Annotated in this window: 13 protein-coding genes; 1 reads left to right on the top strand and 12 read right to left on the bottom strand. The window is 63.7% G+C overall.

Annotation, left to right across the window (positions count from 1 at the left end):
- Positions 1-4: 4 nt before the first annotated feature.
- The 10 genes from ACEN9G_RS21430 to ACEN9G_RS21385 form a co-directional block, all read right to left on the bottom strand.
- Positions 5-1,174 carry an N-acetyl sugar amidotransferase gene (locus tag ACEN9G_RS21430; RefSeq protein WP_413337716.1) on the bottom strand — a complete coding sequence of 390 codons (1,170 nt, stop codon included), beginning with the start codon at positions 1,172-1,174 and terminating at the stop codon, positions 5-7.
- Positions 1,171-1,929: an AglZ/HisF2 family acetamidino modification protein gene (locus tag ACEN9G_RS21425; RefSeq protein ID WP_413337717.1), complete on the bottom strand. Its 759-nt coding sequence runs from the start codon at positions 1,927-1,929 to the stop codon at positions 1,171-1,173. The genes ACEN9G_RS21430 and ACEN9G_RS21425 overlap by 4 nt, the downstream gene beginning before the upstream one ends.
- Positions 1,929-2,540 carry an imidazole glycerol phosphate synthase subunit HisH gene (gene hisH / locus ACEN9G_RS21420; RefSeq protein ID WP_413337718.1) on the bottom strand — a complete coding sequence of 204 codons (612 nt, stop codon included), beginning with the start codon at positions 2,538-2,540 and terminating at the stop codon, positions 1,929-1,931. Before hisH ends, ACEN9G_RS21425 begins: the two co-directional genes overlap by 1 nt.
- On the bottom strand, positions 2,524-3,708 hold the full coding sequence (locus tag ACEN9G_RS21415; RefSeq protein WP_413337719.1) for a glycosyltransferase: 1,185 nt from the start codon (positions 3,706-3,708) through the stop codon (positions 2,524-2,526). The genes hisH and ACEN9G_RS21415 overlap by 17 nt, the downstream gene beginning before the upstream one ends.
- Positions 3,709-3,726: 18 nt before the next feature.
- Positions 3,727-4,935, bottom strand: a complete 1,209-nt coding sequence (locus ACEN9G_RS21410; protein ID WP_413337720.1) for an O-antigen ligase family protein — start codon at positions 4,933-4,935, stop codon at positions 3,727-3,729.
- Positions 4,936-4,946: 11 nt separating this feature from the next.
- Complete coding sequence (locus ACEN9G_RS21405) at positions 4,947-6,305, bottom strand: polysaccharide deacetylase family protein (RefSeq protein ID WP_413337721.1); 1,359 nt, start codon at positions 6,303-6,305, stop codon at positions 4,947-4,949.
- Complete coding sequence (locus ACEN9G_RS21400) at positions 6,305-7,315, bottom strand: GNAT family N-acetyltransferase (RefSeq protein ID WP_413337722.1); 1,011 nt, start codon at positions 7,313-7,315, stop codon at positions 6,305-6,307. Before ACEN9G_RS21400 ends, ACEN9G_RS21405 begins: the two co-directional genes overlap by 1 nt.
- Positions 7,312-8,376: a GNAT family N-acetyltransferase gene (locus tag ACEN9G_RS21395; protein WP_413337723.1), complete on the bottom strand. Its 1,065-nt coding sequence runs from the start codon at positions 8,374-8,376 to the stop codon at positions 7,312-7,314. Before ACEN9G_RS21395 ends, ACEN9G_RS21400 begins: the two co-directional genes overlap by 4 nt.
- Positions 8,377-8,421: 45 nt before the next feature.
- The gene (locus tag ACEN9G_RS21390; protein ID WP_495605449.1) at positions 8,422-9,771 is read right to left on the bottom strand and encodes a lipopolysaccharide biosynthesis protein; all 1,350 of its coding nucleotides are present in this window, start codon (positions 9,769-9,771) and stop codon (positions 8,422-8,424) included.
- Between the two features lie 133 nt (positions 9,772-9,904).
- Positions 9,905-10,801, bottom strand: coding sequence for a LysR family transcriptional regulator (locus ACEN9G_RS21385; RefSeq protein ID WP_413337725.1), 897 nt, complete (start codon positions 10,799-10,801; stop codon positions 9,905-9,907).
- A gap of 97 nt (positions 10,802-10,898) precedes the next feature.
- Here ACEN9G_RS21385 and ACEN9G_RS21380 point away from each other — a divergent pair, with 97 nt between their 5' ends.
- Positions 10,899-12,002: an aldo/keto reductase gene (locus tag ACEN9G_RS21380; protein ID WP_413337726.1), complete on the top strand. Its 1,104-nt coding sequence runs from the start codon at positions 10,899-10,901 to the stop codon at positions 12,000-12,002.
- A gap of 11 nt (positions 12,003-12,013) precedes the next feature.
- On the opposite strand, the gene ACEN9G_RS21375 is transcribed toward ACEN9G_RS21380, so the two are convergent.
- Positions 12,014-12,550, bottom strand: a complete 537-nt coding sequence (locus ACEN9G_RS21375) for a PEP-CTERM sorting domain-containing protein (protein ID WP_413337727.1) — start codon at positions 12,548-12,550, stop codon at positions 12,014-12,016.
- 19 nt (positions 12,551-12,569) lie between these two features.
- Entirely contained in the window at positions 12,570-14,459 is a 1,890-nt protein-coding gene (locus ACEN9G_RS21370; protein ID WP_413337728.1) for a S53 family peptidase, read from the bottom strand.
- Positions 14,460-14,648: the final 189 nt, after the last annotated feature.

The raw sequence follows: 14,648 nt of genomic DNA, 5'->3' as shown, positions 1-14,648 counted from the left end.
CTGCCTAACGCGGGTAAAGGTGGCGCTTGCGCAGCGCGTTGACCGCATTACGCAGGAACTGCACCACGCCGTACAGGTTGCGATAGTCCCTGAATGACTTGACCGGCGCACCCATGATTTCCGCAAACTGCTCTGTCGATAGGCGCAGCTTCTTCGCCACATAGGCCAGGTCTTGCTGCTGCAGCTCTTCCGGGTAGGGCGGCCGCTGCATTTCCGCGAGCGCCTGCGCCCGGCTGATCTGTCCGGCATTGATCAGGTCCGACAGGTGGCCATACCGTTTGTCGACGCCGAATTTGCGCGGCAGGATATAGCCCTGGTAGAAGCGCGTGTAGATCGATTCGTGGTGCTTGCCCCCGTAGCCCTTCCAGCCAAGCTGGCTGCTCAGCAAAGCCATGGCCTCGTCCTTGTCGTAATCGACGTAGTTGAGGATGGACACGATGCGCGTGCCGCGCAGGATGTTGGCGTAAAACAGGTAGAACAGACTGAAGCGCGGGTAGGTCTTCAGCTTTACGCTGCCGAAGCGGCGATGGATGTCCTTGATGAAGCGCCAGTCGGAATGCCCGTACGACCATTCCGGCACGCTGATCGATTCGGTGGCGAAATTCATCCCCGATATGATGTACTTGATGCCCCGCGATGCCGCCTGTTTCCACAGCAAGGCGCCGATCGCATGGTCGGTCGGGATCTCCCCATCCGGCGTCGACGCCTTGAGGAAGGCGAGCTGCAGGTCGCGGAACTCTTCCCAGTCGACGACATGGGTATGCAGGTCGATGCCGAGATTGCGCAGCACCAGCTCGATGTTCCTGGTCGCCAGTTCGGAATTCCAGCCATTGTCGAAGTGTACCGCCAGCGGGCGCAGCCCGTGCTGCTTGACCAGCCAGGCCACGTAGGTACTGTCCACGCCGCCGCTGACGCCAACGATACAGTCGTACTCGCGTCCGCGGCCGGCTGCCTTGATGCGCTCGACCAGCGCCTGCAACGCTTCGCGCCCCTGCTCGCCCTGCAGCCGGCGCGCGCTCACCAGCCGGTCGTAGCGCTGACAGTGACTGCACAGGCCCATTTCATCGAAGCTGATACTGCGGTCCGCCGCCGTGTTCATGATGCAGCGGGTGCAAACCCGGTAGGCCTGGTCCGGCACGGCCGAATAGTTGTAGTGTTCCGTAATCGACGTCATTTGAATACCTTGTCCAGTTCTTCGTACTCGGGATACGTAATCAACACGGCGTTGTGCTTGCCGTGAAAAACGAACATGCTGCCGGCCGCCAGTGCGGACGCACCGGCTTCGGTGGCTTCGCGGAAGTGCCGCACCTCTCCCGCGCCGCCGGCGACCACCACCGGGATCGACACCGCCTCGCTCACCTGCCGTACCAGCTCGAGATCGTAGCCTTCCCGCATGCCGTCGCGGTCGATCGCGTTGAGGAGGATTTCGCCGGCGCCGAGCTGTTCCATGGCGCGCGCATATGCGGCCGGTTCGCGCTTCAGGTTGCGCGTGCCGCCGGCCACGCAGACCGTATAAGCGCCCAGCCAGCTGCGGCGTACGTCCATCGACACCACGACCCCGGAGCTGCCTGCCAGCGCGGCAGCTTCCGACACCAGGCGCGGCTGGTCGGCCGCCGCGGTGTTGAGCACGACTTTCTCGACGCCGAGCGCGTACAGCCGTTTCACCTGCCCGATGCTGGTAATGCCGCCGCCGTACGAAAACGGCATGAAGGCCTCGCTGGCTATGTCGGCCAGCAAATCGAAGTCGGGCGCGGTGCGCGCGCCGGCGCTGCCGATGTCGAGGAACACCACCTCGTCGACTTCCTTCTCGTTGAAGATCCGCACGGCATTGATCGGGTCGCCGACGTAGCGGGCGTTCTTGAATTTGACCGTCTTGACGAGGCCGCCGTTACGCATCAGCAGGCAGGGAATCACACGTGGGTGCAACATCACAGCTCCGCGAAGTTGTGCAGCAGCGCCATGCCGAAGCGATGGCTCTTCTCAGGATGAAATTGCACTCCGTACACATTGTCGTGCTGGAGCACCGCGACGAACTCGCCGCCGTAGTCGGCGGTGGCCAGCACGTCGCCGGGATCGGCGCAGACCAGGTGGTACGAGTGGCAGAAGTAAAATCGTGAGCGGGTCGCCAGCTCGCACAGCAGCGGGCCGTCGCGGCGCGGCGCCAACAGGTTCCAGCCCATGTGCGGGACCTTGTTCCTGCTGTCCGGCGCAAACCGGAAGCGGCGCGCTTCGGCATCGATCAGGTCCAGGCCCTCCATGCCGCCCTCTTCGCTGCGCCGGCCCAGCATTTGCATGCCGAGGCACACGCCCAGCAGGGGGACTTTGTCCTGGAGTACCCGCTTGCGCAGTGCATCGGCCAGCCCGCGCTCCCGCAGGGCGCCGATGCCATTGTCGAAGGCTCCCACGCCGGGCAGGACGAGCTTCCCGGCCCGCTCGAGCGCCGCGGCGGTCGACACCAGCTCCGCCTCGGCGCCAACCTTGCGCAGCATGTTGAGCATCGACCCGAGATTGCAGACGCCGTAGTCAATGACAGAGATCATGCCGCACCTCGCCCTGGTGGCCCTGGCCGTACCTGCGCGAACGCATGCCCAGCGCATGCAGATAGACGATCTCGAGCTTCGCCTCTTGCCCTTCCCAGCAATATTCGTCCGCGGTTCGCACCAGCGCATCCTGCAGGTCGCGCTGGTCGCGCGTGAGCAGGCGCAGCACGCCGTCGCGGATCGCCGCCGCCGAGGCGTCGCTCGTCACTTCGCCGATCCCGTGCCTGCGCACGAACTCGCTCTGCTCGCGGGTCGGCGAGACCAGCACCGGCTTGCGCGCCATCACGTACTCGAACAGCTTGTTCGGCATGCAGTACTCGTAGCTGAGCGACGTGGCCTCGATGACCGACAGCCCGAAATCGGCCGCCGCGGTGTAATCGAGCAGGCGCTCCGGCGCAACCGCCGGGTGGTAATGGATGTCCCCATGGCGCGCCGCCTCTCCGGCAATCCAGTCCGCCAGCGGGCCGTACCCCATCACGACCAGCGCCGCGCGTCCGGCCAGGCCGGCAAACGCTTCGACCAGGTTGCGGATCCCGCGGCCCTCGCCGATGAAGCCCTGGTAGAGAAAGATCGGCGTGCCGGCGTCGATCGAATACGCCTTGCGGAAATAATCGGCCGGGTTCACGCTGCGGCGCGGCGGGCAGTTGTAAAGCACCGTAACGTTGCGCAAAGCGTACTTGCGCACATACCATTGTTCGATCGCTTGCCCGACGAAGATGCAATGATCGGCGTGCCGGATCAGGGCGCGTTCGGCCCACCGGGTAAGGCACTTGCGCAGACCGCCAAGGCCATTGGTCTCCGTCTCCAGTTCGTGGGCGTCATACACCAGCCTGGCGCCGGTGGCGCGCTTCAGCAGGACGCCGAGCGGCAGCGTGGCGATACTGTGGCAGTTGATGCACCCGAGTTTATCGTCGCGATAGCGCAGGTAGACCGCGCGGGTCCAGTCACCGGTGCGCCTCAGCTTGCCAAGCAGGCGGTCGCCGCTGCGCTGTCCGACGCGCACGATCCGGATATTGTCCTGTAGATCCTCGAGCGCCGGCAGGCCCTCCCGTCCCACGCCGACCAGGTCGATGCGGTCGAACAGCGCCAACCGGGACAGCGTACAGGCCTCGCGCAGGATCCGGCTCTCGTTCAGGAACGGCGACGGATACAGGTGAATGTTGATCAAGGTCTCTCCCCTTCTACGTTATCGGCGGCTTCCCGGCGGCCGCCTGGTGTTTCGATAGTTCGCGTAAGCACCCATCGCGGCGCCGGTGAACATGTCGTCGAACGTCTTGGCGGTCACCAGCAGGAGCAACGAGATGCAGATCAGTGACCATGCCAGCAGGAACTGGCCTGACCTGGGCCGTGCCAGCCAACCGCGGGAACACAGCCCGACCGCGGTGCGTCCCAGCATGAACAGCATGTAGACAAAGCCGAACAAGCCGAGATCGACCCAGGCCGACAGGATGTTGTGCGAATACCCGCCAGGCGGATAACTGGCGTATGCGCCCAGTACCGGGTTATCCGCGATCGTGCGCAGCGCGTGTTCGGTGAGCTCGTGCCTGGCGCTCGCTGACGACGACTGGGAGAGGTTGAATAATTCCCACACCCGGCTTTCAGGAAAATGCGTCGCCAGGAACCTGGGATCGATGCTGGCCAGGCCGGACACGAGCAGCACCAGGTACAGAAAGGGTAGCCAGTGCTTCGCGCGATACAGTTCGATGATCGGAAACAGGGTCAGCGCCGCCACCAGCTCGCTGCGCGCACCGTTCAGGAACAGGGCCGCGGCAGCGATGGCATACAGGACCAGCCGGGCCGCCAGCACGCGAGTGAAACAGATGACCGTCACGAAGGTGAGGACGTAGGAGCGGGCGAGCTCCTGGTAGGTCGCCACACTGTCCGGACTCGCCGGATCGCCGAACTGCCCGGGCTGGAAACTGCCGTCCCGCGACAAGAAGAATACGGTCGCCGACATCAGCAGGAGCGCGGCCAGCGTCGTCGCGATCGTCTTGCGCTCTGAAAAGTCGCTGTGTTTGAAGATCAGGTAGATGTTGATGAAATAGAGAATCGACAACAGGTGCGTCTTCACGATCGTGGGATTGGCGCCAAAGGCCGCGTTGATCGCCACGACCACCAAAAAATAGAACAGGAAAAAGCCGAACTGCAGATCCGTCGGCGCGATACGGTAGCCGGACGCCCTGATTGCCAGGTAATACATATAGGCGAGCGGCGGAAACAGCCCGATGGAGACGACCGAAAAATACCCGCCCACGAAGGCCCCCATCACCCCCATGCCGATCAGCGTCTGGTAGAAAAAAAAGCCAGGGAACAGCAGCAGGAACGCGAGCCGCGCCGGCCCCGCCTTGCCGGGCGTGCTGGCGATGCTGGCCGAAGGAGCACAGGTGGCGGACATGCTCGGCTCGCCTATTGGATGAGGTCGCAATACATCGCCCGGTCGTCTTCGCCAGCGAACGACGAGTTATGCCAGAGCAGCGTGAAGTCGCCATCGACACGGGCGCACCTCTGTTTGTAGCGCCGCATCGCGGCCAGTGCGTGGTCGCCATGGCCCAGTCCCATGTTGGGGTCGTCGATCACCGCGTTTTCCATGACGACCAGCGGCCGTTGCTTCACAGTGAGCGGCCGGCGCCCGACCAGGTCGTACATCGTGTATTCGCGACAGGTTCCCGTGCGAAACCCGGCGACCGTCGGGTAAGACAGGGTGCTGTCGTAAGTCAGCCCGTTCGCTGCCCACAACTGCGGCGTGGTCCGCACGTCCCAGCGCAGGTAGTGCTGGCGCCCGCCCAGTTCGTCCTGGCGGATGCCTTCCTCGTCGATGGCGCGCCGCAGGGCCGCGGCCGAGCGCGCAAACGTGTCCGGATGCCGGTAGGTGCGATAGCCGGGGTGAATGCCGACCAGGTGGCCGCGCGCGTGCACGGCGCGCAGCAGCGCGCGCATGCGCCCATCGTCGATGCCCGGCGCATGGTCCATGGCGCCGTCGGTCCGCTCGGGAATGAAGTTGAACGTGACCTGGTTGCCGGCCTTCTCGTTCACATCCATCATCCACGACAACGCCTGCCAGTAAGGGTCCCGTGCCTGGTTCCCGCGCCTGACGGCCCAGTAGTTGCCGGCGGTTGCGCATAACGCACTCAGCGACCGCTCCCGTACCGCGCGCCCAACCAGCCGCTTGCCGAGACGCCCGATCGATGCGCACGCCGGATCGAACGGCAGGTCGACGTCGCAGCTGATCAGCTTGCGCGCGACGCGTCGCTTCCTGACGAGCGTAGGCCACAGCCGGTGGATGGCCGCCCACAGGATCTCGACGTACTCGTCCACGATCGGGCGGTCGAGGAAGCCCTGGCGCACGGCGAGCGACTGGCTGGCGGGGAAACGCGCATGCCCGTCGCGCGCGGGACTCACCGATTCCTCGTAGCGCGCGAGCATGAAGAATGCCGATCCGAAGACATCGAGCGCCAGCGCGGCATTGCCGCCGGCGTCGATCGTGAACCCGGGAGCGCCGAACAGCACCGGAACGCTGGCCTCGCACAGGCGCGCATCGAGACCGCTGCGGGCGACGATCCAGCGCTGCGGCGTTGCCTCCGGGCTCGCCGCCCCGGCAAAGAAGACGTCCGGCAGACTTAGCGTCCTGCCGGCCGCGCTGATGCGTACCGTGTCCCCGTGGTCGAACGCGAGTTCGACATCGAGCCCCAGGAATTCTCCGAGCAGGACGTCGCAGATCCAGCTGCGCTCAGGACGCTGGCTTTCCGGCAGTGAGATACGCAGCATCAGTGTTTCCCCGTGAGTGACAACAGGCCTTGGCGCAGGGTCAGCAGCCGCGACGGGGTTTTGCTGATGTGAAAATACGGGACATGGTTGCCGCCGAAGCCGCGCAGGTAGCCTTCGAAAGGCTCGATCATCGAGCCGGAGAAGTTGTATGCGCGCGTCACGCCGGCGGCGTGGAGGAGCGACTCCCATACGCAAAGACTGTTGGCCTGGCTTTCGCGGTAGGCGGGGTCGGTGCCCGAGATCAGGCCGTAGGCGCTGTGCTCGTCCCAGACGATGTAGCAGGCCGCATGCGGGGCGCCGTCGGGATCGATCGCGCAGAACACCCTGCTGCAACCGCGCTCCCGGCAGGCGGCGTCGATGCGCCGGACGAAGTCGTCGGGATACGGTGGAAGCAGGCCCTGGCGCGCAAACGTCTTGCGGTTCAGGTCGAGAAGCAGGTCGAGCGGGACATCGCTGCGGACCTGCAGTTGGTGTTGCTTCTGGGCCTTGGTGATGGCGCGGCGGGTCTTGCCTTCGAACCCGGCCCACAATTTGTCCATGTCCGTCAACTCGGGCAAAACGAAGGTGTAGTACGTGGTTTGCCGGAAGCCGTTCCAGAAGAAAGGCTGCCAGTTCCGGACGCCGGGATGCCAGGTCTGCGCGAAGTGATCGAAACGGGGCAGCTGATCGATCAGCGCCTGCATGACTTCCTTGTCGTTGCTCAGCTGCGCCGCCTGCCTGCCCCCGGTCGGCCGCAGCCAGGGGCCGAGCATGGGCGTCAGCGCGGGCTGCGTGACGATGTTCATGCCGTAGCGGCTGCGGATCGCATACGGCATCGCCGCGAGTACTTCGCTGCCTTTCTTGACGAGCGCGACATCCCAGCCGTTCCGACCCACTGCCGCGTCCAGCCACCAGTCGCGCGAAAACAGGGGCAGCGAAGATTCCTGGGCGCAGAACCGGCGGTACGTGTCCTTCGGCGAGGCAATGTCGCTCGTGGCCTGTGCAGGCGCCTTGGGCGGGATGGTCGTCATCGGGCTGGCTTTCGGTGAATGAGGCGTTCCTGGCGTCCGCCGGCGAGCGCCGCGATCAGGCCGCGGCGCAGGCGCAGCAGGCGCGAGGGGGTTTTGGTGATGGTGAATACCGGCGTCTGCTCCGTCCCGAAGCTGCGGACATAGGGTTCGATCGACGGGTTCATATTCCCGAGAAAATCGTATTTCGGGGCAACCGTGGCGCTGAACTTGATGGCTTCCCATTGGCAGACACTGGGCGCCTGGGTGTGGTGCATGTCGGGGTCGGAACCCTTTAACAACGCGTACGCACAATTGTCGTCCCAGACCGTATAGGTCGCGGAGCAATGCCGGCCAGCCTCGTCGACAACGATGTGGAGCTTGCGGCGCTTGTGTTCGACGCACGCGGCGTCCAGGCGGCGCAGGCAATCGTCGGTGAACGCCTGCGCGACGCCGCGGCTTTCGATCGTCATCCGGTGCAGGGCCAGGAACGCGTCGAGCGGCAGGTCGTCGCGCACCCGCAAATTGTGCCGCTCGACGGCTGTCCTGCAATGTTTGCGGCGGGTGGGGTCGAACCTGCTCCAGACGCCATCGAGGTCGTCCAGCCCGGGAACGACGTAGGTGTATTCAGTCGACTGGCTGAAGCCGTTCCAGTAAAACGGCAGCCAGTTCGACAAATCCTTGTTCCAGGCCTGGCTGAAATGGTCGAACCAGGGCAACTGCTCGATCAGCGACTGCATGATTTTTTGCTGGTTGCTCAGTCGGGTAATGGGGCTGCCCTGGTCGCCCCGTATCCACGGCCCGAGTACCGGTGTCAAAGGCGGTTGCTGGATCACCTTCATGCCATAGCGCCGGGTCATGCAGAACGGCATGGCACCGACGATCCGCCCATTCACCTTCGCGAGCGCGACGTCCCAGCCGTCCGGCCCCGCCACCGCGTCGAGCCACCAGGCATGCGAAAAAATCGGGATCGACGGCTCGGCTGCGCACAGGTTTCGATACTCGGCTTTGTTCAGCAGCGCAGCGGACCGGTGTTGCGTATTCTCGCCTTCTGTCCCGTTCAACTCTTGAATGACTGCATCCATTGCCTTGCCTCCGTCATCAAACAACGATTGAAACTGCGGAGCCGATCAGGGCATTCGGCTGCCGGACTCCCGCCAGTCGCCATCGCAGGCAAATTTATATGAAGCAAAAAGGTTCGCGAGATCAAATACGCTGTAGATAATCACGAAGCCAACGATGTATATTTTCGCGTCCAGGTGAATGACATAATGTGTTGCCGCCACGACCATCAGGCATAGCAACATACCTACCTGCCACACAAATTCGAATCGATTCTTCTGCGCGATTATCGCAACCAGGCTCAAAGGGTTACTGATGAAACGCAGGTAAAACATCGGGCACATTAGCCGGGCATATTCGCCCGCAACACGCCACTTTTCACCGAATACCAGCGCAAACAAAGAAGGGGCAAAAAACAACAGGAGTACAAAAGGAGGTGTCGCAACCGTCAAAAGTTTTTTGAGTGTCGAAATGAATATTTCTCTGCAACGTTGCCCTGCCAGAAAAGCCTCGCTGATTTCCTGCCTGAAAACATCCCCGATCGAGCCCGATACCAGTGACAGCGGCATCCCGACCGCCCGCTCGGCCAGCATGAAATATCCGGACGCCGCCAGACCGAACGCGGCATTGATGAATATCGTGGGCAGCTGGACCGATACCGCACCCAGCGTATGGGCCGGGACAAGGTATTGCGGACAGCTTCGGTAACGCTTCGCCAGCGCCAGCATCTTGCGTTTGTTAATGCCGCGCCAGAACCGTGGAGAATGGCGCCGCACCATGCTCGCCATCATGCCCGCCGCCAGGGCCTGGCCGGACACGCTTCCGATCACCAGTCCGCCGGCGCCGGCGTGGAGCAGCCCGAGGCCGAGCTGCACGGCCGACGTCCCGCCGCTATGAAGCACTTGCCGATGCGCAATCAAAAAATACAGTTTGTGGCGATTGCTCCAGTATTTTAGAGTCGAGTAAATACCATTCAGAAAAACTGCCAAGGGAACGATATACAGCCACACCGACATCGATTCGTTTTCCAAGGCTGTCGATATCGGCTTGTGCAATAGGCAGGCGACTACAAACAGGCTGGCGCCGACAATCAGGCTGATCGTGATCGACAATGCCGCAATATTGGTGGCGTCGACATCCTTACGCGGCAGCATGATCGCGAATTCATAACGGCCCGTGGCCAGCGCGGACAAGCTTGATACGACCGAGACAAAGAGTGCGAGCACGCCGAATTGCTCCGGCGGATAAAGGTGCGCCAGGATCGGTGTGACCGCAAGTGGAATAAGCTGCGCGAGCCCCGTTCCCGTCACCAGGGTGGCAACATTGCGGTTGAATTCGCCCTGGAAAAACACTCTGACGCTATTTAACATGGACGTGTTCGCTTGAATTACCAAACGGCACTGAAACAGGCGTTGCATTACGCAGTAACAACTAAATGTTACATGACCCGGAATGATACGAAATGAGATACTCCTATGCGGACCGAATTAGGCTTTTGACACCACGCAAGCCGTCGGGCCGCCGCTCCATGGAATGAGCTGGGCAAATAAACTAGAGCAATTGGTCCGCGCAGTAGTCGATAAATGCTCGCAACTTCGCGGGCATTTGTTTTCGTGTCGGGTAATACAAATGAAACCCCGTGAACGTCGGCCAGCACGCCGGCAGCACGGGTACGAGCCGGCCCGCCGCGATGTCGGCTTCCACTTGCCGGACGAACACGTAGGCGATGCCGATGCCGTCGAGTGCCGAGCTGGCCATCGAGATGCTGCTCGTCACGATCAACGGCCCGTTCACTTCCACCTCGATCATTTGCTCGTCGCGCATCACCTCCCACCGGTAGATCGCATTGCTCTTGCGGAAGCGGAACCGGATGCAGTCGTGCTGCTGCAATTCCTCGATGGAGGCCGGCAGGCCGCGCCGTGCCACATAGTCCGGCGAGGCGACCATGCAGATCTTCTCCTGCCGCGTCAGCGGCACGGTCACCATGTCGACCTGGACCGACTCGCCCAGGCGCACGCCCGCGTCGAATCCGCCGGCCACGATGTCGACGAAGCCGTCGTCCAGGTCGAGCTCGACCTTGATACCGGGGTGACGCGCGAGGAAGCCCGGCAGCAGCGGGCGCAGCCAGGCGACGTAGACGATGTGCGACATGTTCAGTCGCAAGGTGCCGCTGGCGCCGCGGCGGTAGTCGTCCAGCTCGGCGGCAGCCTGCGTGAGCTCGGCGACGGCCGGGCCCACGCGCGCGAGAAATTGCTCGCCCGCTTCCGTCAGGCTCACGCTGCGCGTCGTCCGGTTCAATAACCGCACGCCCAGCCGTTCCTCGAGTTGCCGCACCGTCTGGCTGACGGCCGACGGGGTCACTTCCAGCAGCGCGGCCGCGGCCGTGAAATTGCCCTGCTTTGCCACGGTGGCGAACGCCACCAGGCCATCCAGTTGCGTTAGTTTCATTATGAAGCAGCACTTAATAAGGACTGAAGATTATCCCAGTTTTTCTCCCTTATCGAGCCCGCTATTCTTCTGTTCATCCACCAACGAGGAGAACGAAATGAATCAGCCGGTCTACTACACTCTTGGCCGTACGGGCCTGCGCGTCAGCCGTTTGTCGCTGGGCGCGATGACGTTTGGAACGGAATGGGGCTGGGGCGCCGACAAGTCGGCGGCCGAGACGGTCTTCAATCTCTATCGCGACCGCGGCGGCAATTTCATCGACACGGCCGACGTGTACACGAACGGCACGAGCGAAACGTGGCTGGGCGAATTCATCAAGGCCAGCGGTTCGCGTGACGAACTCGTGCTGGCGAGCAAATACACGTTCAACCTGGCGGCCGCGAATCCGAATGGCGGCGGCAACGGCCGCAAGAACCTGCTGCGCGCGGTCGAAGGCTCGCTCAAGCGCCTGCAGACGGATTACCTCGACGTGTTTTACGTACACGCCTGGGACCAGCTGACGCCGGTGGAAGAAGTGATGCGCACGCTCGACGATCTCGTCCGTGCCGGCAAGATTCGCCACATCGGCCTGTCGGACGTGCCCGCCTGGTATGCGGCGCGCGCCCAGACGCTGGCGGAATGGCGCGGCCATGAACCGGTCTCGGCACTGCAACTGCAGTATTCGCTCGTCGAGCGCAACATCGAACACGAATACACGCGCCTGGCCACCGAGCTCGGCATGGGCATCACCGTATGGAGCCCGCTGGCGAGCGGCCTGCTGGCCGGACGCTACCGCCGCGATGCGCTCGCCGATGGACGCCTCGCCGCCATGCAAGGCAATGGGAACCCGGCCTTCCAGCACCTCACGGAACGCAACTTCCAGATCCTCGACACGCTGGAGCAAGTGGCCAATGAAATCGGCCGGCCGCCGGCGCAAGTCGCCCTGAACTGGGTGGCGAACCGTCCGGGGGTGGCCAGCGTGATCGTGGGCGCGTCGCGGCCGGAGCAGCTCGACACGAACCTCGGGGCGCTCGACTTCGAACTCCCCTTCGATCTGGCCAGGCGGCTTGACGAGGCCAGCAAGCCCGTGACGCCCTTCCCCTACTATTTCTTCACGAACGCGATGCAAGGGATGATGTACGGCGGGTCCCGGGTCGGCGACAAGCCGCCGGGTTATCGGGCGCCGGTGCTCGTCGAAGGGTCGGGCAGCGGTGTCGAGTGAGGGCCTTCACATCAAGCCGCTTCCTCGACCGCCTTGCGCCGCCGCACCCCCACCATCCCGGCCAGGCCGAGCCCCACCAGCGCCAGGCTCACGGGTTCCGGAATGTCGGACTCCGCACGCCCCGTGAAGCCGGCGCCGTCGACGAGGAACGTGCCGGCCAGGCGCAGGTCATACGTGCCGCTCGTGATCCAGCCCGCACCTTGCGCCAGCTCGCTCGCCAGGCTCAGGCTCAGCGCGTCGATCGGCGTGAAGAGGTCGCCAGCGAAGAAGCCGAGGTCGGTGAAGGCGATCGAGCCGGCAAGGTCCGGGAACACGACGAACGAGAACCATGCGGGTTCGGGCGGCGTGTTGAACAGGAAGTCGAACTCGAACGTCTCGCCGGCCAGGGCGCCGGGTGCCGAGATGCCGAACTCCCAGGTCTGGGTCGTGGTCGGGCCGAACTCGGGCACGACGAAGAACATGTCGCTGTACGTCGGCGTGGCGGAGGCGTTGAAGACGGCGCAGGTCGCGAGGACGAGGCCGAACAGCATGTGCTTGATCGATTTCATTTGGTTATTCCTGAAGGGTTCACAGATTCACGCCGAATGCGCGCGCGAGGTTCGTCACGTCGAGCGAGCCGAGGCCCGTCGCCGGATTGAACGTGTTCGTGCTCTTGTAGTAGAGATTCGTGCCGGCCGTGATCGCGCGGAACGGCGATTTCGCGCCGTAGCCATAGGTCTTGAAGGCGCCGTACAGTTGCGGATGCAGCAGGCCCAGGCGGTCGTTCTTGCCGGCCGCGATCAGGGTGAAGATGCCGTTCAGTTGCGGCGCGACGAAGCTCGTGCCGCCGCTGCCCGAACCCCACTTCCCTTCGAAGTACACGAGGTAGCCGCTGTACGGGTCGGCGTTGAGCGACACGTCCGGCAGGTTGCGGCCCGGGACGGCGGGCGGCAGGTCGATCAGCCATTCGTAGCCCGTGCCCGGATCGCCCAGCACGGACGCCTTGCAGTACAGGCTTTGCGCCGCCGAGGTCGACGCGACGCCGGCCAGGTTGTTCTGGTACGACGGCCGGCCGAAGTCCACGCTCACGCCGCCACCGCCGCCCACCGGAAAGTAATCCGTGTAATACGTGGTCTGGCCGTAGTACTGCGTGATGTAGTTGCGCAGGTAGTCCCACGCCCACGCGCGCTCGGTCGGGATCGTGATGTTGCCGTACTTGTGCACCTGCGTGTGCGGCAGGGTCGTGCCGCCCGCCGCGAGGACGGCCGTGTCGGACGCCGGGTGATCGGTCGTCAGCAGGGTCGTGCAGGCGGGATACGGCAGCACGCTGTTGATGTCGAAGGCGCCGGCGTCGCCCGAGGCGGCGATCACGGGAATGCCCTGCAGCGCGGCCTGGACGAACACGGCGTGGAAGACGGCCAGGTCCTCGGGGCCGTTGAAGACTTCGGCGGCGCCCCAGCTCACGGACAGCGTGTCGACGATGTTCTCGTCGACGGCCGTGGCGAACATGTCCAGGAAACCATTACCCTGGTTCGGCGCCAGGTAGACGCGGATGTTCGCGCCCGGTGCCACGCCGCCCGATTGCTCGATGTCGAGCGTGGACTCGCCGGCGCCGTCGCTGCCCGGACCGTCATCCGGCAGCGGGCCGCCGTCGACCAGCACGTCGGTGATGCGGTTCGGCGCCACGTTCAGCCCCAGCGCATTCCAGTAGCCGTACGCATCGGACTGGCGATAGCCGGCCAGGGTGGCGATGCCGATGGTCTTGCCGGCGCCCGTCACGCCGGCCGAATACAGCGGCGTCACGTTGTATTTGGCGGCCAGGTCCCGTACCGTGTACTCGCCCGGCAAGGATGCGGCCGCGGCGTTCGCGGTCGGGATGCGGCTCGGCACGAGCTTCGACTCGCCGGTCGCCACGCCCGAGGCCGGCTGGCGCACGATATTGCTGTGGAAGAGCGGACGGCCGTTCAGGCCGTGCACGGCCTTGACGATGCCGGACAAATTGGCGGGCACCGCGGTCGCGCCCGCCGGCGCTTCGTACTTGCGGCCCAGCGACTGGTAGGCATGGATCGGACTGCCGAACACGGCGGCCAGTTGCGCATTCGTGCCCTTCGCGGAAATCAGCAGGTTGTTCGCATAGACTTTCGTGACCGTCAGGCCCTGGGACTGCAGGAAGTTCACCACCTGGGCGATGGACGTGGCGTCCTGGCCGTACAGGCTGCCGACCTGCGCCGGCGTCAGGAATTTGCGGTAGTTCGGGCTGGACGGGTCGACGATGGACGCCGCGTGCGCGTCCATCGCGGCGGCGTTTTTCACCGCCAGCGACAGCGTGATCTGGCGCACTTCCGACTGGGGCGCGAGGCCCAGGTCGACGATGCGCGCGTCGCGGTCGAGGTGGAACTGGGTGGAGGTCGTGGCGCCGTACGCCAGCGACGTGGTCAGCACGCCGATGGCTACAGCAATGGCGGAAAGCGTTCTCAAAGCGGACTCCCTGTCGATTGTTGAAGATCCCGCCGGGCACCAGCAGGCTCATCCGCAGTCAAGCAAGGGGTATGCCATTAACTGTAACCAAGAGTTATTTCTTTAATTAATCAAACGCTTGTTTCATTTTTGCCGGATTTTTGTTTCGGAATAATTGCACTGATGTAAATTTTTCCGACACATTGTATT

It is taken from the genome of Massilia sp. Masssp94 (assembly GCF_059491305.1).
Note: the sequence above shows the minus strand (reverse complement) of the source record. Positions and strands in the feature narration are given on the sequence as shown.